Here is an 18,748-nt window from a genome sequence, read left to right as displayed (position 1 = left end):
GGACGGGCGGCGGACCGGCTCGGCGAGCGGTGTCCGATGCCCGGTCCGTCCCGATACGCTGGACGACGGACGCGGGCCGACCGACGCCCTGAGCCTCCCGCCCGGGGGCCGTCCCCACAAGCGCTCGAGCGCTCCCGCAGGAGGAACTTCGTGGCAGACGACCGTACGCCCTTCCCGGTGGTCAACTTCCGTGGCTACGACCGCGCCCCGGTCGACAGCCGCATGGACGAGCTCGAGCGGTCCCTGCAGGACGCGCGGAGCCAGGTGGCGTCGCTCGACGAGCGGGTGCTGCAGATCTCCGGCGAGCTCTCCGAGGCGCACCGCCAGCTGCGCGAGGCCGAGCGGCCCACGTACTCCGGGCTCGGTTCGCGCATCGAGATGCTGCTCCGGTCGGCCGAGGAGCAGTCGTCGGACGTCGTCCAGCAGGCCAACGCGCAGGCGTCCGACGCGCTGGCCCGGGCGCGGCTCGCGGCCGGCCAGCTGCGCGCGCGGGCGGAGAACGAGGTCGCCGAGATGCTCGGGACCGCGCGCCGCGAGGCCACCGAGGAGCGGTCGACCGCGCACACCGAGGCGGAGAGCACCCTCACGGGGGCCCAGCGCCGCGCGGAGGAGCTGGTCGGGTCGGCGGAGCGCGAGGCCGCGCGGATCCAGACCGCCATCCAGACCGAGGAGAGCGAGCGCCGGGCGAGCCTGGAGCGCGAGCTCGGCACGCTGCGGGCCACGGTCGAGCGCGAGATGACCGAGCTGCGCGTGAGCACCGAGCGCGTCGCCGAGGAGCTGCGGACGCGCACCGAGACCGAGACGACCGCGCTGCGTGCCGACGCGGAGCGGTACGACCAGGACCTGCGCCAGAGCGCGGACGCCGACACGACCGCGCTGCGGCAGCGCGTCACGGCCGAGCTCGCGGAGCTGCGCACCGAGGCCGAGCGCTGGGCCGCGATGCAGCGGTCGCTCGCGGCCACGGAGATCGCCGAGGCGCGTCAGGCGTCCGGCGAGGAGATCACCTCCCTGCGTGCCGAGGCGCAGACGCACGCCGACGCCGTCCGGTCCGCCGCCGAGCGCGCCGCCGCGGAGCTGCAGCAGCGGGCCGTCGCCGAGACCACGGCCCTGCGCGCCGAGGCCGAGCAGTACTCGGGCTTCGTGCGGGCCAGCGCCGACCGGGAGACCGGCGAGCTGCGCGCCGCCGTGGCCGACGAGATCGCCGCGGCCCGGCAGGAGGCGGAGCAGGCGCTCGCCACCCAGCGCGGCGAGGCCGAGCAGTACGTCGCGGAGCTGCGCGCCACGGCGGAGCGCGAGACCACCGAGCTCCGCGAGCGCACGGTGCACGAGGCGAACCACCTGCGCGCCCTCGCCGAGCGTGAGACCACGGAGCTGCGCGAGGGCACGGCCCGCGACGTCGCGGAGCTGCGGGAGCGCACCGAGCGCGAGGTCGCAGAGCTGCGGGAGACCACCCGCCTCGACGTCGAGCGCCAGCTGACCGACGCGTCGCGGACCGCGGACGAGCTGCGCGGGCAGGCCCGCACGGAGTCCGAGGCGATGCTCGCCCAGGCCCGCCAGGCCCTCGCGGACGCCGAGCTGTCGATCGCGGCGCAGCGCGAGGCCGCCGAGCGCGCCGACGCCGAGCGGCACGCCACCGCCCGCGCCGAGACCGAGAAGCTCGTGCGGGACGCCGAGGCGCACGCCGCCGACGCGGAGCAGCGCGTCGCCAAGGCCCTCGGGCAGGCGGAGAAGATCCGCGTCGACTCGCAGGAGCACAGCAAGGAGCTGCTCTCCAACGCGCGGCAGAACGCGGACCGCGTGGTCGCCGAGGCCCGCGAGCACGCCGAGAAGACGCTGTCCGAGGCGATGGCGGAGTCCGAGCGCGAGCGCACGACCGCCCAGCGCCAGGTCGAGGACCTGAACCGGCAGCGCGAGTCGATCACCTCCTACCTGGACGAGCTGCGCAACCTGCTCGGGCACGATCCGGTCCCGAACCGCACGACGCTGGAGAAGGCCGACGCCGCCCAGGCGCAGTTCGCCGCCAAGCAGGGTGCCCGCCCGGCGGCCCGTCCCGCGCGCGGCAAGGGCCGGCCGGCCCCGGTGTCGGCGGCGACGCCGGCGGTCGCACCCGCGGACGGCCAGCCGAAGCCGGAGCCGGAGCAGGAGCCGACCGAGGCCGACCGGGCGACCGCGGCCGACGCGAAGCCCGGCGACGCCCAGCCGGACGCCGCCACGGGGGCCGACGCGCAGGCAGGCGCCGGATCCGACCAGCCCGCGTCCGACCAGGCCGCGTCCGACCAGGCCGCGTCCGACCAGGCCGCGGCCGACCAGCCCGCGTCCGACGCGGCAGCCGAGGACGAGGTCGCGGCCGCGCCGGCCGACAAGTGAGCGACGAGCGCCCGGCGCCGGACCCCGCGGCCGACTGGCGGTCCCGCCGCCGGGAGGCCGCGGACGCGCACGAGGCCGCCCTGCGCGCCCGGCGGCAGGCGGAGTCCGCGCAGGCCCGCGAGCTCATCGCGCGGTTCGTCGCCGACGCCGGCCGTCGCGGCGTCGCGCCGACGCCGCTGCACGCGCAGGGCTACGGCGGCCGCGGCCGGTACCGCACGCCCCTGCAGGGCTGGTACCTGCGCCGGGACAAGACCGTGGCCGTAGGCACCGACGGCGGCTTCTACGTGCTGACGGTGCCGCCGTCGCTGGTCGCGCGGTGGCGTGGCGTGCGACCGGAGCCGCAGGACCCGCCGCTGGTGCTGGGCGCGGGAGGCAAGGACGGCGAGTCCCTGGACCTGCCGGTCGCGCTGGCGCGGGTGCTCGGGGACGACGCGGGCTGAGCTCAGCCCCGCGTGCGGAGCACGAGGTCGCCGAGCGCCTGCGCCACGACCGACGGCGCCTCGACGGCCGTCAGGTGCCCGGCGCCGGGGACGACCACCGGCGGCACGCCGAGCGCGTCGGCCATCGTGCGGGCCGCGGCCACGGGGGTCGGCTGGTCCTCCTCCCCCACCAGCACGAGCGCCGGGCCGCGGTAGCCCTCGAGCACCGCGGTCCGGTCGGGCCGGGCGGCCATCGCGCGCTGCGACCACGCCACGCCCGCCGGGGGCTGGGCGCCGATCCACGCCTCCAGGCGCGCGACCAGCTCCAGGTGCTCGCGCGACGCGGTGCCGAGCAGCGCCGTCGCCATCGGCAGCACCTCGTCGACGGTGCCGGCCCGCTCCACGACGTCCGCCACGCGCAGGCGGTTGGCCCGGGCCTCGGCGGGGTCGGCGGTGGACTTGGTGTCGAGCAGGCCGATCCCGGCGACCAGGGCCGGGCGTCGCTCGGCGAGCGCGAGCGCGACGTACCCGCCCATCGACAGCCCCGCCACGACGCCGTGCTCGTGCCCGGCCGCGACCAGCGCGGCGGCGACCGCGTCGGCGGACGCCTCGAGCGAGGGCTCGGGCAGCGGCAGCCCCCGGGCGGAGCCGAGCCCGGGCAGGTCGACCGCCACGACCGGCCCGTCGCCCGGCACGAGCGCCGCGACGTCGGACCACATGCGGGAGTCGAGCGGGAAGGCGTGCAGCAGGACCAGCGGCGTGCCGGTCCCCGGTCGCAGGGTGTGCAGGACGGCGGTCGCGCTGGTCATGCGTCCTCCTCCGACGACCCGGCGAACCCGGTCGACTCCGGTGACTGCGGGACGGCGGGCGGGTCGGCCTGCTCGCTGGGCCCGTCCCAGGTGGTCGGCAGCGGCACGGGGAAGCCGGGCCGGACGTGCGCGACGACCTCGTCCAGCACCCGCCGGACGTACGGTTCCCCGACCCACAGGTGCTTGGCGCCGTCGACGCCGATCACCTCGGCCTGGTGCACGCGGGCGAACCGCTCGCGTGCCTGGTCGGGGCGCAGGTAGTCGTCGTGCTCGGGGACGAGGACGACGAGCGGCCGGCCGTCGGCGTCCCACGCGTCGAGGTGGTGGTCGCCGGCGCGGTGCAGCGGCGGCGACAGCAGGACGGCGCCCTCGACCACCGGGTCGAGGCCGTGCATGAGCGCCAGCTCGGTGCCGAAGGACCAGCCGACCAGCCACGGGTGCGGCAGGTCGCGGAACTCGGCGAGCTCGATGGCGGCGTGCACGTCGAACTTCTCGGACCGGCCCTCGTCGAACGCCCCCTGGCTGGTGCCGCGCGGGCTGGAGGTGCCGCGCGTGTTGAACCGCAGGACCGCCACGTCGGCGAGCGCGGGCAGCCGCCAGGACGCCTTGCGCAGCACGTGGGAGTCCATGTAGCCGCCGTGGGTCGGCAGCGGGTGCAGCGTGACGAGCGTCGCCGCGGGGGTCTTCGGCGTGCCGTCGGGGTGCACGGGCAGCGCGAGCTCGCCGACGAGGGTGAGGCCGTCGGCGGTGTGCAGCTCGACGTCCTCGCGGTGCGCGGGCAGGACGGTGAGCGAGCGGATGGGCGTGGCGGCGGCTGCGGTGGTCATCGCCGCCGAGCGTAGTCCGCCGGGGGCCGTCAGCGCCGGGTCGGCCCGCGCCGGTGCCGGGCCGCCCAGCACGCGGTGTGCCAGTGCCGGCGGTCGGCGAGCGCGGCCTCCGCGCCGAACAGCCCGTCCGACCGCCAGGCGACGACGTGCGCCGTGCCCGCGGCGATCTCCTGGTCGCAGCCCGGGCAGCGGAACGTGCGGTCCGACCCGCCGACGCGCTGCACCGTCCACGACCCGTCCGCCGCCTCCTCGGAGGTCCGGCCGCCGCGGACGCGGTCGTGGTCGAGGGGGACGTGCTCGGCCGCGTAGGGACGCTTGCCGGAGCGGCGGGACGAGGGCACCACCCGATTGTGCCCCGGCACGCCGGAGGGCGGCGACCGCCGGCCGCCGCCCTCCGGTGCGGGTCAGGACAGCGTGGCCGCCGTCTCCGCCGGGGCGATCGTGCGGGTGGCGATCAGGTCGCGGTACCAGAGCGCCGAGTCCTTCAGGGTGCGCTCGCAGGTGTCGTAGTCGACGCGGATGATCCCGAAGCGGCGGTCGTAGCCGTAGGCCCACTCGAAGTTGTCCATCAGCGACCACACGAAGTACCCGCGCACGTCGGCGCCGGCGTCCATGGCCGCGCCGACGGCGTCGATGTGGTCGTGCAGGTAGTCGACGCGCAGGGCGTCGTGCACCCGGCCGTCGGGCGCGACCTCGTCGGCGAACGCGGCGCCGTTCTCCGTGACGGCCAGCGGCAGGGAGGGGTAGCGCTCGTGCAGCTCGACCAGCAGCTCGGTGAGGCCGGCGGGCTCGATGTTCCAGCCCATCGCGGTGTGCGGGCCGGGCTGGGGCAGCCACTCGACGTCGTCGCAGCCGACCCACGGGCTGACCTCGGACGTCTTGTGCCCGTCGACGCCGGGGCTCCCGTCGCCGACGACCGGCTCCCCGTGCAGGCGCTGGACCCGGCCGGTGGAGTAGTAGTTCACGCCGAGCAGGTCGATCGGCTGCCGGATCAGCTCCAGGTCGCCGTCCTGGACGAACGACCAGTCGCTGACGGCGGCCGTCTGCGCGCGGACGTGCTCCGGGTAGCGGCCCTCGAGGAGCGGCTGCAGGAACACCTCGTTGGCGACCGTGTCGACCTGGCGCTTGGCCGCGACGTCCTCGGCGGCGTCGGACGCCGCGCGGGTGACGTGCATGTTGAGCGTGATGGAGACCTGCGCGGCGTCCCCGAGCACCTCGCGGATCGCGCGGGCGGCCAGGCCGTGCGCGAGGTTGAGGTGGTGCACGGCGGCGAGCGACGCGCCCTGCTCGGTGCGGCCCGGCGCGTGCACGCCCGAGGCGTAGCCCAGGTACGCCGAGCACCACGGCTCGTTGAGCGTGGTCCAGACGGTGACCTCGTCCCCCAGCGCCTCGGCCATCCGGCGGGCGTAGTCCGCGAACCGGTAGGCGGTCTCGCGGTTGACCCAGCCGCCCTCGTCCTCGAGGGGCTGCGGCAGATCCCAGTGGTACAGGGTGACGACCGGCGCGATGCCGGCCTCGACCAGGCGGTCGACCAGGTCGACGTAGAAGGCGATGCCCTCGGCGTTGAACTTCCCGGACCCGGTCGGCTGCACGCGCGGCCACGCGATCGACAGCCGGTACGCCTGCAGACCGAGCTGCTGCATCAGCGCCACGTCCTCGGGCACGCGGTGGTAGTGGTCGGCGGCGACGGCGCCGGTGTCGCCGTTCAGCACCTTGCCCGGGGTGGCGGAGAACGTGTCCCAGATGGACGGGCCGCGGCCGCCCTCGGTGGCCGCCCCCTCGATCTGGTACGACGCGGTGGCCGAGCCCCAGAGGAAGTCGGCGGGGAACTGGCGTCCGGACGGACGGCTGGTGGTCATGAGAGCCCCTCGGTGGTTCGGACGGCACTGTCGAATCGATACGATACAGGATGCATGGAAGCGCTCCCGCACGCGTCTCCGCGAGCGTCCCGGGCGCCGGGACTGCAGCGGTCGCGGGGTTCCGCGAGGGGGAACCCCGCGACCGCTGCAGCCTCGGCGGAGCCGGTCACGCGGGGAGGGTGACCTCCGCGGTGGGGCCCTCGGCGCGGACCGGGGAGGTCAGGGCCGCAGCCAGGGACCACGTCGCGGGGACGGCGCCCGTGGCCTCGGCCACGAGCGTCGCGCCGCGGCGGGTGACCCGGAAGTGCACGTCGCCCGCCGCGCCGGCGACGGTGACCACCGTCTCCGCCCCGTCCGCCAGGCCGAACACCCGCAGCGTGACGCCGTCGGCGTGGTCGTAGTCCGGGCGGTCGGTGCGCGCACCGACGGGCAGCACGGTCCCGGGCCGGACGAGCAGCGGCACCGAGTCGAACCCGTGCTGCTGCCGGTGCCAGCGCGGACCGGACACGGTCGACCCGTCGAGCAGCGACGTCCACTCCCCCTCGGGAACGTAGACGTCGACGGTGCCGTCGGCGGTGAACACCGGCGCCACCAGCAGCGCGTCACCGAGCATGTACTGGGTGTCCACGGAGGCCGCGGCGGGCTCGTCGGGGAACTCCACGACCATCGGCCGCATGGCGGGCAGCCCGTCGGTGTGCGCCTCGCGGCCGACCGCGGACAGGTACGGCATCAGCGACAGCTTGAGCTCGGTGAACCGGCGGGTGACGTCGACGGACTCCTCGTCGAACGCCCACGGCACCCGGTACGACGACGACCCGTGCAGCCGCGAGTGCGACGACAGCAGCCCGAACGCCAGCCAGCGCTTGAACACCGCGGCGTCGGGCGTGCCCTCGAACCCGCCGATGTCGTGCGACCAGTAGCCGAACCCGGACGTCGCCAGGGACAGCCCGCCGCGCAGCGACTCGGCCATCGACACGAACGTGGACTCGCAGTCGCCGCCCCAGTGCACCGGGAACTGCTGGCCGCCGGCGGTCGCGGACCGCGCGAACAGCACGGCCTCCCCCTCGCCGCGGACGTCCTCGAGCAGCTCGAACACGGCCTTGTTGTAGAGGTGCGTGTAGTAGTTGTGCATCCGCTCCGGGTCGGAGCCGTCGTGCCAGACGACGTCGGTCGGGATCCGCTCGCCGAAGTCGGTCTTGAAGGCGTCGACGCCCATGTCCAGCAGCCCGCGGAGCTTGCCCTGGTACCAGGCGGTCGCCTCGGGGTTGGTGAAGTCGACCAGCGCCATGCCCGACTGCCACAGGTCCCACTGCCAGACCGAGCCGTCGGCCCGCTTCACCAGGTAGCCGAGCTCGCGACCCTCCTCGAACAGGTGCGACCGCTGCGCGATGTACGGGTTGATCCAGACGCACACCTGCAGGTCGCGGTCGTGCAGCCGGGACAGCATCCCCTTGGGGTCCGGGAACGTCGCCGGGTCCCAGACGAAGTCGCACCAGTGGAACCGGCGCATCCAGAAGCAGTCGAAGTGGAACACCGACAGCGGCAGGCCGCGCTCGGCCATCCCGTCGATGAACGACATGACCGTGTCCTCGTCGTAGCTCGTGGTGAACGACGTGGACAGCCACAGGCCGTACGACCAGTCCGGCACGCGCGCGGGCCGGCCGGTGAGCGCGGTGTACCGGCGCAGCACGTCCTTGGGCGTCGGGCCCGCGATGACGTAGTAGCGCAGGCGCTGCCCGCCGACGCTGAACTGGGTGCGCGAGACGACCTCGGAGCCGACCTCGAACGAGACGTGCCCGGGGTGGTCGACGAACACGCCGTAGCCCGCGTCGGTCAGGTAGAACGGCACGTTCTTGTACGCCTGCTCCGAGGAGGTGCCGCCGTCGGCGTTCCAGACGTCGACGGTCTGGCCGTTCTTGACGAAGGGCGTGAACCGCTCGCCGAGCCCGTAGACGTGGTCGGCGACCCCGAGGGCGAGCTGCTCGCGGACGTAGTGCCGGCCCTCGGCGTCGGTGACGAACCCGACCCCGCGGGACGTGGCGCCGGTGACGACGCGGCCGTCGACCTCGACGTCGAGCGCCCACTCGCCCGTCGTGGCGACGCGGGCGGTCAGGTTGCCGGTGGTCAGCGTCGCGCGGGCGTCGCCGGCCGACGGACCGGTGACGGTCACGTCCGGGTGGCCGCCGGCCAGCGCGAACGCCGGGCCCGGGTCCACGCCGCCCTGGTGGTGCTCGATCGTCACGCCGAGCACGCCCTCGGCCGGCGAGTCGAGCGTGATCGTGATCAGCGGGTGGTTGAGGGTGTCGCCGCGCGTCTCGAGGCGACCGGTGCCGGCGTACGCGGTCAGCGACCGCTCCCCCAGGACGACCTCGTCGACCGCGCGCGGGCGCAGGACGGTGACGCCGGGGAGGTTCTGCCAGTAGCCGTCGGTGAACTTCATGCGGGGTGCCCTGCCTACTTGACCGCGCCCGCGGTGATCCCGCGGGTCAGCGTGCGCTGGAAGATGAGGAAGAAGACGATCGCCGGGATCATCGAGACGAGGGCGCCCGCGTTGGTCGTGGGGGCGTCCATCATCCGGTCGCCCTGCAGCGAGGCGAGCGCGACGGGGATCGTCTGGGTGGCGTTGGTCGTGAGCATGACCAGCGGGATGAAGAACTCGTTCCAGGTCCAGATGAAGAAGAAGATCACCAGGACCGACAGCGTCGGCCGGACCACCGGGAACACGACGCCCCACAGGGTGCGCCAGCGGCCGGCGCCGTCCAGGGACGCCGCCTCGAGCAGCGCCTTCGGGAACGTGCCGAGCACCGAGGACAGCAGGTAGGTGCCGAACGCCGCCTGGATGACGGTGAAGATGATGATGACCGACCACTGGTTGTTGGACAGGCCCACCTCCTGCGCCATCTGGAACAGCGGGTAGACCAGCACCTCCTGCGGCAGCATGTTCGCCAGCAGGAACAGGGTGACGATCCACATCCGGCCGCGCACCCGGCCGACGCCGAGCGCGTAGGCGCTGAACAGCGACAGCGTCACGCCGAACACCGCGACCGCGCCGGAGATCCAGATCGAGTTGACCAGCTTCTCCGGGAAGTTCACGCGCTCCCAGAAGTTCACGAGCCCGTCGGTGTAGAACGAGCTCGGGATGCTCAGCGGGCCGTTCTGCGAGTAGTCGGCCGGCGCCTTGAAGGCGTTGAGCACCATGATGAGGAACGGCACGAGCATCACGGCGGCGACGAGCACCGCGCCCGCGAGCACGAACCAGCGGGCTCGCCCGCGGCGGTGCCGGCGGTCCACCTCGGTGGCCTTCACGCGCGGCGGCTTCGGCGGGCGCCCGGTGCTGACGGGCGTCGGCAGGGTCTCGATCGGGGCGGCCATCAGCGACCCTCCTCCTCGCGGCGGGCGCTGCGGGCCTGCAGCACCATGATGACGACGGCCACGAGGATGATCAGGACCGTCAGGACGTTCGCGATCGCGGCGCCGTACCCGACCTTCGACTTGTCGAAGAAGTTGAGGTACGAGTAGTAGCTCGGCACGAGGGTCGAGGACTCGGGGCCGCCGCGGGTCAGCACGTAGATCGGGCCGAACACCTTGAGCGCGGCCACGGTGCAGGTCAGCGTGATGACGAAGGTCTCGGGCTTGATCTGCGGGATGGTGATGGCCCGGAACCGGTGCCACCAGCCGGCGCCGTCGAGCTCGGCGGCCTCGTACAGCTCGGGGTCGACACGCTGCAGCGCCGACATGAAGATGACGACCGGGTAGCCGATCTGGATCCAGATCAGCACCAGCATCACGGTCGGCAGCGCGGTGTCGGTCGACCCGAGCCAGTTGGGCGGGTTCGCGACGCCGATCTCGCGCAGCAGCACGTTCACCGCGCCGGTCTGGGAGTTGAGGATCCAGTTCCACAGCACGCCGGCGACGGCCACGGGCAGGATCTGCGGCAGGTAGTAGGTCGCGCGCAGCACGGAGGCCACGCGCGGGCCGAACCGCTTGCCGAGCACGTCGAACAGCGTGGTCGCCAGCAGCAGGCCGATCAGCGTCGGCACCACCACCATCGCCAGGATCATCGCGATCGAGTTCCGGAACGACGTCCAGAACTGCTCGTCGGCGAGCAGGTCGGTGTAGTTGCCCAGCCCGTACCAGCGCAGCGGCGCGTTGCCGCCCTTCCACTTGTGCAGGCTGTACCAGATGTTCATCCCGAACGGGATCAGGATGACGACGGTGAAGGCGATCAGGCCGGGCAGCAGGTAGGGCAGGTACCCGACCCAGTCGCGCGAGCGACGGCTGCGGCGGCCCGTGGGCGGCGCAACGCGGTCGACGGTGGTCATGCGGCTCCTCGGGGGTTCCGGAGGGGCCCGGCCGGCGACGCGCGCCGCCGGCCGGGCGGGGTCGGGCGGTCAGCCCTCGAGCAGGTCCGTCTTGCCGTCCTGGTACGCGGACGACAGGCCGTCCAGCACCTCGGCGGGCGTCTTGGACTGGTTGACGAGCGACTGCAGCTCGCTGACGATCACGTCGTAGTAGCCGGGCACCGGCCAGTCCGGGTAGAACGCCAGGCCGTCCTCGCCGAGGATCGACTCGAAGTTCTCGGTCATCTCCTTCGTCTTCTCGTCCGTGATGGTCGAGGAGTCGCCGGCGACGGGCAGGCCGCCCTTCTGGCCGAGGATCTCCTGCACCTCCGGGCGCAGGGTGATGTCGATGAACTCGTAGGCCAGGTCCTTGTTGGCCGCGTTCTCCGGGACGACCCAGAGGTTGCCCGACGAGCCGGGGTGCATGGTGTTCTCCGGGAACAGCGCCTGGGTCCAGGTGAACGGGATCTCCTCGACGAGGCGGCCGAACCACCAGGAGCCGGAGACCATGATCGGGTAGGTGCCGTTGATGAACGAGACGCCCATGTCCTCGGCGGTCAGCGCGGCGGAGTCCGACGCGATGTAGCCGGCCTTGATCCACTCGTCGAGCTTCTCGGTGGCCTGGGTGAACGCCTCGTCCTGGAAGTCCACGTCGTCGGCGAACAGCTGGTAGTCGTCGATCAGGTCGCGGTCGCCGTAGTGCAGCACCAGCTCGTACCAGAGCTGGCCGAGGGGGTACTCGGAACCGGCCTCGGCGAGCGGCGTGATACCCGCGGCCTTGAACGTGGCGAGCGCGTCCTCGAACTCGTCGAACGTGGTCGGCTGCGCGATGCCCTGCGCGTCGAGCATGTCCTGGTTGTAGTAGACGCCGACGAACTCGCCGTAGTTCGGGACCCCGAACCAGTCGCCCGAGCCCATCAGGCCCTGCTCGTCGTACATCGCGGTGGTCTGGATCGACGCCGGGAGGGTGTCGGTCCAGCCACGGGACTCGGCCTCCTCGGTCAGCGGGGTGATCAGGCCCTGCGACGCGAGCTGCCCGGCGGTGGCGTTGCCCTTGTTGTACTCCATGACGTCGGGGACGTCGTCGCCGGTCAGGAAGATCTTGGCGTTCTTCTGGATCTGCTCGAAGGTCTGGTTCTCGACGTTCACGGTGACGTCGGGGTTCTCCTCCTCGAAGATCTCGATGGCCTTGGCCCACGCCTGGCCCATCGCCGAGTCGTCGTTCTCGTAGTGCCAGATCGTCAGCGAGTCACCGTCCCCGCCACCCCCGTCGCCGCCGCCGCTGTCGCCGCCGCACGCCGCCAGGGCGAGCGGCAGGGCGAGCACCAGGGCGCCGGCCATGATCCGCTTCCGCTGAGCTGCCATCACACGTTCCTCCTCGTCGAGTTCCTGCTGTGCTGGTCACGGGTCCGGCCGGTTGCCGGTGCCCGCACTGGGTGGGTCTAGGGGGTGCCGGCGGGCACGGGTCCGGTGCTGCCCAGGTCGACGAGCCGGCACGGCTCGAGGACGGGCGGCGGGACGGTCCCGGTGTCCAGCAGGGCGAGCAGCGCGTCGACGCCCGCACGGCCGAGCTGGGCGCCGGGGGCGTGCAGCGTGGTCAGCGGGGGCACGGTCTGCCCGGCGACGGCCGGGGACGACACGACGGCCAGGACGGACAGACCTGCCGGGACGGCGACCCGCCGGGCGGCGAGCTCCGCGACCACGCCGAACGTCGCGTCCTCGTTCATCGTGATGACGGCCGTCGGCGCGGCACCCGGGCCGTCGAGCAGCCCGGCCAGCGCACGGCGGCCGCCGGCGACGGACTCGTCGGCGTACACCTGCGCCGGCGTCAGCCCGCGGGTACGCATCGCGACGTCGTAGGCCGCCGCGGCCCGCACCGTCGGCCCGTGGCCCTCGGCGAGCCGGTGCCCGGCGTGGTTGACGAAGGCGATGCGGCGGTGGCCGAGGCCGGCCAGGTGCGCGACCGCGTCGGACAGCGTCGCGGCGAAGTCCACGTCCACCGTCGGCAGCGCGGGTGCGCCCTCGGCCGCCGTGCGACCGATCAGCGCGACCGGCACCCCGGCGTCGCGCAGCGTGCGGACGCGGACGTCGTCGGCGTGCACCTCCATCACCAGCACGCCGTCGGCCAGGCCCTGCCGGGCGACCTCGAGGACGCCGTCGGCGTCGTCGACCGCGAACGGCCAGAGCACCAGCTGGTAGCCGCGCTCCTGGGCGACGGCGGCGGCGCTGAGCACGAACTCCGCCGAGGTGCGGCTCAGTCCGGACGTCCCCACCGGGTAGGTCAGCGCCAGCACGCGGCTGCGCCGGCTCGCCAGGCCCCGGGCGAGCGCGTTGCGGCGGTACCCGAGCTGGTCCATCGCGACCTCGACGCGGGCGCGGGTCGCGACCGAGACGGGGCGGGCGCCGGTGAGCGTGGCGGAGACGGTGGAGAGCGCGACGCCGGCGCGGTGCGCGACGTCCAGCATGGTCACCCCCACGAGCCCTCCTCCTCGACGGCTGTCACGACGACCTCGTCCGTGAGGTGTCGAAGCGCTTCGCGCGGTCGCCACTCTAGGCTTGCCGGGACGGCGACGTCCAGACCCTACGGCGAACTTTTTGTCGAAGCGATTCGATAATAGCCCGCGCCTCCCGATGCAGGCCCGAGCCGCGTGGATCCGGGACTCGTGGCTCATGGGCACGCGGTGGCGCGTCACCGCGTGCGGTCGAACGTCGAACCGCTTGCACACGTCCACGCACGTCAGGCGGTGTCCGCGCACCCCGGGGGTCGCGTCCCCACTACCCTGTGCGGATGGCGACGATCGGCGACGTGGCCCGCGCGGCGGGCGTCTCGGTGTCGACCGTCAGCTACGTGCTGAGCGGCAAGCGCACGATCTCGGCGCCGACCCGCGACCGCGTGCAGAAGGCGGTCGCCGACCTGGGCTACCGGCCGCACGCCGGCGCCCGGGCGCTCGCGTCCAGCCGCAGCAACGTGATCGCCCTCATGGTGCCGTTCCGGCCGGGGATCAACGTGCAGATCATCATGCAGTTCGTCGCCGGGGTGGTCACCACCGCGCGGGAGCACGACCACGACGTCCTCGTCCTCACCCAGGACGACCCCCAGGGCATGTCCCGGGTCGCCGCCAGCTCCACCGCCGACGCGCTGATCGTGATGGACATCGAGGCCGACGACGCCCGGCTCCCCGCGCTGCGGTCCCTCGCGCTGCCCAGCATCCTCATCGGCGTCCCCGACGACACCACCGGGCTGAGCTGCGTCGACCTCGACTTCGCCGGCGCGGGCCGGCTCGCCGTGCGTGAGCTCGCCCGCCACGGGCACACCCGCCTGGCGCTGGTCGGCGCCTCGCAGGACCGGCTCGACCACCGGGCCAACTACGCGGTGCGCATGCGGGGCGGCGTGCTGGAGCAGTCGGGCCTCAGCGGCGTCGGCACCGCCGTGGTCCCGGCCGAACCGACGTTCACCGGCGGCGCGCTCGCGCTGGACCAGGTGCTGGCCGACCACCCGGGCACGACCGCCCTCGTGGTGCACAACGAGGCGGCGCTCGGCGGGCTGCTGGCCCGGGCCGCGGAGCGCGGGCTCCGCGTCCCCGAGGACCTGTCGATCGTCGCGGTCAGCCCGGCGGACGTCGCCGCCGCGCTGCCCGTCCCGGTGTCGATCATCGAGGTCCCGGGCAGCCGGATCGGCCGGATCGCCGTCGAGATGGTGATGGCGCGCCTCGGCGGGGAGGACCTCGCCGAGACCCGGCTGGTCGCCCCCGCCTACACCGACCACGGCAGCGTCGCGACGCTCACGCCGTGACGAGCCGCCCCGCGCGGTAGACGGCCACCGGGACCAGGTCGCCGTCGGTCACCACGACGTCGCCGCGCCGGCCCGCGGTCAGCGCGCCGAGGTCCGGGCGGCCGAGCACCTCCGCCGGGGTGGTCGCGGCGGCACGCACCGCGGCGACCAGGGGGATCCCCGCGTGCACCACGCTCCGCACGACGTCGACCAGGTGCGCGGTGCCGCCGGCGATCGCGCCGGCCGAGCCGTCCTCCTCGAGGATGCGCGCGACTCCGTCGCCGACCCGCACGGCCATCGGGCCGAGCCGGTAGTCGCCGTCGGCCATCCCGGCCGCGGCCATCGCGTCGGTGACCAGGGCGATCGCGCCGGGCCCGACCAGGTCGAACACCGCGCGCACCGTGCCGTCGGCCAGGTGCGTGCCGTCGGCGACCAGCTCGACCACCAGGTCGCCGCGGGCCGCGGCGGCGAGGCACGCGGCGACGGGTCCCGGGTCCCGGTGGTGCAGGGGCCGCATGCCGTTGAACAGGTGCGTCGCCGTGGGCCGGGCCGAGCGGCCGCGGCCCGCTCCCCCGCCGGCGGCGGTCCCGCGCCGGCCGCCCGCGAGCAGCCCGCGCGCGCGGTGCACCGCGGCGTCGACCTGCTCGGCGGCGGCGTCGGTGTGCCCGACGGACGGCACGGCGCCGCCCCGGACCAGGGCGGCCAGCACGTCGTCCCTGCCGTCGCCGCCGTCCGCGACGCCCGGCACCTCGGGCGCGACCGTCATCGTCGCCAGGTGCCCGCGCGCCGCCGCGACCAGGTCCGCCACCAGCGCGGGGTCGCCGGCCAGCATGTCGGCGGGGTTCTGGGCGCCGCAGCGGTCGACCGACAGGAACGGGCCCTCGGCGTGGATCCCCGCGAGGTCGCCGGACTCGACCAGGTCCGCGAGCAGCGCGGCGCGGGCCAGCAGCACGTCCCGCGGCGCGGTGACCAGGGACGCGACGAGGCTGGTGGTGCCGTGCCGCAGGTGCTCCCGCACCGCCACGAGCGCCTCGTCCCGGGTCGTCGCGTCGGGGAAGCTCGAGCCGCCGCCGCCGTGGTCGTGCAGGTCGACCAGGCCGGGGAGCAGCGTCGTGCCGGGCGCCGGGGCGGGCGGCAGGTCGTCGGCCCAGGTCCCGGGCAGCTGCGCGGCGGGCCCGACCCACGCGACCCGCCCGGCGGCGAGCACGACCGCGCCGTCGGGCAGCACCTCGGCCGGGGTCACCACCTCCCCGCGCAGGACGACGTCGGCGGGGGCGGTGTCAGCAGAGGTCACGGCCCCATCATCGCGCGTCGGCGGCGCGACCGGGGTCAGAACAGGCGGGAGTCGACGTCGTCGACGCCGCGCATCGCGTCGTAGTCCAGAACCAGGCAGGCGATGCCCCGGTCGGTGGCCAGCACCCGCGCCTGCGGCTTGATCTCCTGCGCGGCGAACACGCCCCGCACCGGCGCGAGCAGCGGGTCGCGGTTCAGCAGCTCGAGGTACCGGGTCAGCTGCTCGACGCCGTCGATGTCGCCGCGGCGCTTGATCTCGATGGCGACCGTGGCGCCGGCGGCGTCCCTCGCGAGGATGTCGACGGGCCCGATCGCCGTCGGGAACTCCCGGCGCACGAGGGTGTGCCCGGCACCGAGCACGTCGATCTGCGCGGCCATCAGCTCCTGCAGGTGCGCCTCGACGCCGTCCTTGACCAGACCGGGGTCGACGCCCAGGTCGTGCGCCGAGTCGTGCAGCACCTCGTGCACCTCGATGACCAGGCGGTCGTCGCTCTTGGCGTGCTGCACGGTCCACACCTGCTGCACGCCGCGCTCCACGGCCTCGCCGTCGGCGTCCTCGGTGCGCAGCGAGCAGGGCGGGCTCATCCAGTTGAGCGGCTTGTACGACCCGCCGTCGGAGTGCAGCAGCACCGAGCCGTCCGCCTTGACGACCACCAGGCGGGTGGCGAGCGGCAGGTGGGCGTTCAGCCGGCCGCTGTAGCGGGCCGAGCAGCGCGCGACGAGCAGGCGCATCGCAGAACCTTCCGGAGGGACGTCAGATGACGGAGCGGGCGACCGGCGGGGCCGCCTCCAGCCAGGAGGTCAGTCCCGCGTACGCCTCGGGCGACATGATCAGGTCCACCTGCTCGTCGACGCCGACCCGGCAGCGGACCAGGTAGGGCCCGCCGGGGGGCGCCGAGGCGTCGACCGCGGTGCGCTCCAGGACCTCGAGGCCCCCGCGGGGCCAGACGTGCAGCGGCCGTGGCGCGAGCGACCGCAGCCGCCACCAGTACAGGTGGCGGGCGCCGTAGTGCGCGATGCCGCGCCGCCAGCGCCCGCGCACCCGCACGGAGCACCGGAACGACCCGACGCGGTGCGTCAGGCTCCGGTACCGGGACACGCCCAGGCCCGCCACGACGAGCACGGCCAGGACGAGCAGCAGCGCGACCAGTGCGACCGTGTGCCCGCTCACCGCTGCCGTCGCCGGGTCAGCGGGCGGACGTGCCGGCGGCCACCGCCTCGGCGGCGTCCACCACGACCGTCACCTGGTCGTGGTCGACGGACAGGAAGCCGCCCTCGACGGACCACCGGTGCACGGTGCCACCGGCCTCGATGACCCGGACCTCCCCGTGCCGGAGCACGGAGAGGACCGGGGTGTGGCCGGCCAGGATGCCGATCTCCCCGTCCGAGGCGGGCGCGCTCACCTGACGGGCCTCGCCGGACCAGATGGTGCCGTCGGTGTCGACGAGGTCGACCTCGAGCTGGGCCATGGACGCACTACCTCCTGCAGGGACGATCGGGACGGGCTGACGACGCGCGGGGCGTCAGGTCAGACGCCGTACTCCTTCTGGATGCGGGCCCAGTTGCGCTCGAGGTCCTCGAGGCCGCCGATGTTGAAGAAGGCCTGCTCGGCGATGTGGTCGAACTCGCCGTCCGCGATCTTCTGGAACGCCTCGACCGTCTCGGACACCGGGACCGTGGAGCCCACGACGCCGGTGAACTTCTCGGCCATGTAGGTGTTCTGCGAGAGGAACTGCTGGATGCGACGCGCACGGCCGACGACCGTCTTGTCCTCCTCCGACAGCTCGTCCACGCCGAGGATCGCGATGATGTCCTGCAGCTCCTTGTTCCGCTGCAGGATCGACTTCACGCGGGTGGCGACGTCGTAGTGCTCCTGGCCCACGTAGCGCGGGTCGAGGATGCGGGACGTCGACGCCAGCGGGTCCACCGCGGGGTACAGACCGCGCGACGCGATCTCGCGGGAGAGCTCCGTGGTGGCGTCGAGGTGCGCGAACGTCGTCGCCGGCGCCGGGTCGGTGTAGTCGTCGGCGGGCACGTAGATCGCCTGCAGCGAGGTGATCGAGTGGCCGCGCGTCGAGGTGATGCGCTCCTGGAGGAGGCCCATCTCGTCGGCGAGGTTCGGCTGGTAGCCGACCGCGGACGGCATGCGGCCGAGCAGGGTCGACACCTCGGAGCCGGCCTGCGTGAACCGGAAGATGTTGTCGATGAACAGCAGCACGTCCTGCTTCTGCACGTCGCGGAAGTACTCCGCCATCGTCAGGGCGGACAGGGCGACGCGCAGACGCGTGCCCGGCGGCTCGTCCATCTGGCCGAAGACGAGGGCGGTCTTGTCGAAGACGCCCGCCTCCTCCATCTCGACGATGAGGTCGTTGCCCTCACGGGTGCGCTCGCCGACGCCGGCGAACACCGACACGCCGCCGTGGTCCTGCGCGACGCGCTGGATCATCTCCTGGATGAGGACGGTCTTGCCGACGCCCGCACCGCCGAAGAGGCCGATCTTCCCGCCGAGCACGTACGGCGTGAGCAGGTCGATGACCTTGATGCCGGTCTCGAACATCTGCGTCTTCGACTCGAGCTGGTCGAAGGCCGGGGGCTTGCGGTGGATCGGCCAGCGCTCAGTGACCTCGAACTTCTCGCCCGGGGCCAGGTTGAGCACCTCGCCGGTCACGTCGAAGACGTGGCCCTTGGTGATGTCGCCGACGGGCACGCTGATGGGCGCGCCGGTGTCGGTGACCTGGGCGCCGCGCACGAGGCCGTCGGTCGGCTTCAGCGCGATCGCACGCACGAGCGAGTCGCCGAGGTGCTGCGCGACCTCGAGGGTCATCGTGAACCCGCCGTCGGCCTCGCCCTCGCCCTGCCCGGACAGGTCGATGTCGACGGTCAGCGCGTTGTAGATGTCGGGGATCTGGTCCGCGGGGAACTCGATGTCCACGACGGGCCCGATCACACGGGCGACGCGGCCCACGCCCGGCGTGGCCGTGGAGTCCTTCGCGTCGACGGTGGTCGCGGTCATGTCTGCCTGCCTTCGGTCGTCCGCCGGGGAGCCGGCGGGCTGGGGTCGG

At 73.9% G+C, this 18,748-nt stretch carries 17 protein-coding genes; 3 read left to right on the top strand and 14 right to left on the bottom strand.

Translation table 11 applies throughout. The annotated features are described in order from the left end of the window. Positions 1 to 150 precede the first annotated feature (150 nt). Entirely contained in the window at positions 151 to 2,367 is a 2,217-nt protein-coding gene (locus ACWPWW_RS16335; RefSeq protein ID WP_454051388.1) for a hypothetical protein, read from the top strand. Beyond that, positions 2,364 to 2,807, top strand: coding sequence for a hypothetical protein (locus ACWPWW_RS16330; RefSeq protein WP_454051387.1), 444 nt, complete (start codon positions 2,364 to 2,366; stop codon positions 2,805 to 2,807). The genes ACWPWW_RS16335 and ACWPWW_RS16330 overlap by 4 nt, the downstream gene beginning before the upstream one ends. Before the next feature lie 2 nt (positions 2,808 to 2,809). On the opposite strand, the gene ACWPWW_RS16325 is transcribed toward ACWPWW_RS16330, so the two are convergent. The 9 genes from ACWPWW_RS16325 to ACWPWW_RS16285 form a co-directional block, all read right to left on the bottom strand. Next, complete coding sequence (locus ACWPWW_RS16325) at positions 2,810 to 3,595, bottom strand: alpha/beta fold hydrolase (protein WP_454051386.1); 786 nt, start codon at positions 3,593 to 3,595, stop codon at positions 2,810 to 2,812. Further along, complete coding sequence (locus ACWPWW_RS16320; protein WP_454051385.1) at positions 3,592 to 4,422, bottom strand: alpha/beta hydrolase; 831 nt, start codon at positions 4,420 to 4,422, stop codon at positions 3,592 to 3,594. The genes ACWPWW_RS16325 and ACWPWW_RS16320 overlap by 4 nt, the downstream gene beginning before the upstream one ends. 29 nt (positions 4,423 to 4,451) lie before the next feature. After that, positions 4,452 to 4,763 (bottom strand): hypothetical protein, encoded by a 312-nt coding sequence (locus ACWPWW_RS16315; RefSeq protein ID WP_454051384.1) that lies wholly within the window; start codon positions 4,761 to 4,763, stop codon positions 4,452 to 4,454. Positions 4,764 to 4,826: 63 nt separating this feature from the next. Next, positions 4,827 to 6,281 carry a GH1 family beta-glucosidase gene (locus ACWPWW_RS16310; RefSeq protein WP_454051383.1) on the bottom strand — a complete coding sequence of 485 codons (1,455 nt, stop codon included), beginning with the start codon at positions 6,279 to 6,281 and terminating at the stop codon, positions 4,827 to 4,829. A gap of 166 nt (positions 6,282 to 6,447) precedes the next feature. Next, complete coding sequence (gene yicI / locus ACWPWW_RS16305; protein WP_454051382.1) at positions 6,448 to 8,721, bottom strand: alpha-xylosidase; 2,274 nt, start codon at positions 8,719 to 8,721, stop codon at positions 6,448 to 6,450. Positions 8,722 to 8,735: 14 nt separating this feature from the next. Beyond that, positions 8,736 to 9,653 (bottom strand): carbohydrate ABC transporter permease, encoded by a 918-nt coding sequence (locus tag ACWPWW_RS16300; protein ID WP_454051381.1) that lies wholly within the window; start codon positions 9,651 to 9,653, stop codon positions 8,736 to 8,738. Further along, positions 9,653 to 10,603, bottom strand: a complete 951-nt coding sequence (locus tag ACWPWW_RS16295) for a carbohydrate ABC transporter permease (RefSeq protein ID WP_454051380.1) — start codon at positions 10,601 to 10,603, stop codon at positions 9,653 to 9,655. Before ACWPWW_RS16295 ends, ACWPWW_RS16300 begins: the two co-directional genes overlap by 1 nt. Positions 10,604 to 10,672: 69 nt before the next feature. Next, entirely contained in the window at positions 10,673 to 11,986 is a 1,314-nt protein-coding gene (locus ACWPWW_RS16290) for an ABC transporter substrate-binding protein (protein ID WP_454051379.1), read from the bottom strand. Between the two features lie 77 nt (positions 11,987 to 12,063). Beyond that, positions 12,064 to 13,086, bottom strand: a complete 1,023-nt coding sequence (locus ACWPWW_RS16285) for a LacI family DNA-binding transcriptional regulator (RefSeq protein ID WP_454051850.1) — start codon at positions 13,084 to 13,086, stop codon at positions 12,064 to 12,066. Between the two features lie 323 nt (positions 13,087 to 13,409). Here ACWPWW_RS16285 and ACWPWW_RS16280 point away from each other — a divergent pair, with 323 nt between their 5' ends. Continuing rightward, entirely contained in the window at positions 13,410 to 14,414 is a 1,005-nt protein-coding gene (locus ACWPWW_RS16280; protein WP_454051378.1) for a LacI family DNA-binding transcriptional regulator, read from the top strand. Here ACWPWW_RS16280 and ACWPWW_RS16275 read toward each other — a convergent pair. Genes ACWPWW_RS16275 through atpD form a run of 5 tightly spaced genes read right to left on the bottom strand, consistent with a single transcriptional unit; the run spans position 14,404 to position 18,699 of the window. Continuing rightward, the gene (locus ACWPWW_RS16275) at positions 14,404 to 15,687 is read right to left on the bottom strand and encodes an N-acetylglucosamine-6-phosphate deacetylase (protein ID WP_454051377.1); all 1,284 of its coding nucleotides are present in this window, start codon (positions 15,685 to 15,687) and stop codon (positions 14,404 to 14,406) included. The two genes, ACWPWW_RS16280 and ACWPWW_RS16275, sit on opposite strands and share 11 nt — an antisense overlap. Positions 15,688 to 15,722: 35 nt before the next feature. Next, positions 15,723 to 16,418: an endonuclease NucS gene (nucS, locus tag ACWPWW_RS16270; RefSeq protein WP_454051376.1), complete on the bottom strand. Its 696-nt coding sequence runs from the start codon at positions 16,416 to 16,418 to the stop codon at positions 15,723 to 15,725. Positions 16,419 to 16,440: 22 nt separating this feature from the next. After that, a complete protein-coding gene (locus tag ACWPWW_RS16265; RefSeq protein ID WP_454051375.1) occupies positions 16,441 to 16,857 on the bottom strand; it encodes a DUF2550 family protein in 417 nt (138 codons plus the stop codon). A gap of 16 nt (positions 16,858 to 16,873) precedes the next feature. Then, the gene (locus tag ACWPWW_RS16260; RefSeq protein ID WP_454051374.1) at positions 16,874 to 17,155 is read right to left on the bottom strand and encodes a F0F1 ATP synthase subunit epsilon; all 282 of its coding nucleotides are present in this window, start codon (positions 17,153 to 17,155) and stop codon (positions 16,874 to 16,876) included. A gap of 59 nt (positions 17,156 to 17,214) precedes the next feature. Then, entirely contained in the window at positions 17,215 to 18,699 is a 1,485-nt protein-coding gene (atpD, locus tag ACWPWW_RS16255; RefSeq protein ID WP_454051373.1) for a F0F1 ATP synthase subunit beta, read from the bottom strand. Positions 18,700 to 18,748: the final 49 nt, after the last annotated feature.

The sequence above is a fragment of the Cellulomonas sp. Marseille-Q8402 genome, assembly GCF_965119525.1.
This window is presented reverse-complemented; position numbering and strand designations above follow the sequence as displayed.

Excerpts from the sequence above, each read along its gene's own strand:
- ACWPWW_RS16290 (WP_454051379.1), bottom strand. The coding sequence starts at position 11,986 with ATGGCAGCTCAGCGGAAGCGGATCATGGCCGGCGCCCTGGTGCTCGCC.
- ACWPWW_RS16300 (WP_454051381.1), bottom strand. The coding sequence starts at position 9,653 with ATGGCCGCCCCGATCGAGACCCTGCCGACGCCCGTCAGCACCGGGCGC.
- yicI (WP_454051382.1), bottom strand. The coding sequence starts at position 8,721 with ATGAAGTTCACCGACGGCTACTGGCAGAACCTCCCCGGCGTCACCGTC.
- ACWPWW_RS16260 (WP_454051374.1), bottom strand. The coding sequence starts at position 17,155 with ATGGCCCAGCTCGAGGTCGACCTCGTCGACACCGACGGCACCATCTGG.
- ACWPWW_RS16285 (WP_454051850.1), bottom strand. The coding sequence starts at position 13,086 with ATGCTGGACGTCGCGCACCGCGCCGGCGTCGCGCTCTCCACCGTCTCC.
- ACWPWW_RS16295 (WP_454051380.1), bottom strand. The coding sequence starts at position 10,603 with ATGACCACCGTCGACCGCGTTGCGCCGCCCACGGGCCGCCGCAGCCGT.
- ACWPWW_RS16320 (WP_454051385.1), bottom strand. The coding sequence starts at position 4,422 with ATGACCACCGCAGCCGCCGCCACGCCCATCCGCTCGCTCACCGTCCTG.
- ACWPWW_RS16325 (WP_454051386.1), bottom strand. The coding sequence starts at position 3,595 with ATGACCAGCGCGACCGCCGTCCTGCACACCCTGCGACCGGGGACCGGC.
- ACWPWW_RS16280 (WP_454051378.1), top strand. The coding sequence starts at position 13,410 with ATGGCGACGATCGGCGACGTGGCCCGCGCGGCGGGCGTCTCGGTGTCG.
- nucS (WP_454051376.1), bottom strand. The coding sequence starts at position 16,418 with ATGCGCCTGCTCGTCGCGCGCTGCTCGGCCCGCTACAGCGGCCGGCTG.
- atpD (WP_454051373.1), bottom strand. The coding sequence starts at position 18,699 with ATGACCGCGACCACCGTCGACGCGAAGGACTCCACGGCCACGCCGGGC.
- ACWPWW_RS16310 (WP_454051383.1), bottom strand. The coding sequence starts at position 6,281 with ATGACCACCAGCCGTCCGTCCGGACGCCAGTTCCCCGCCGACTTCCTC.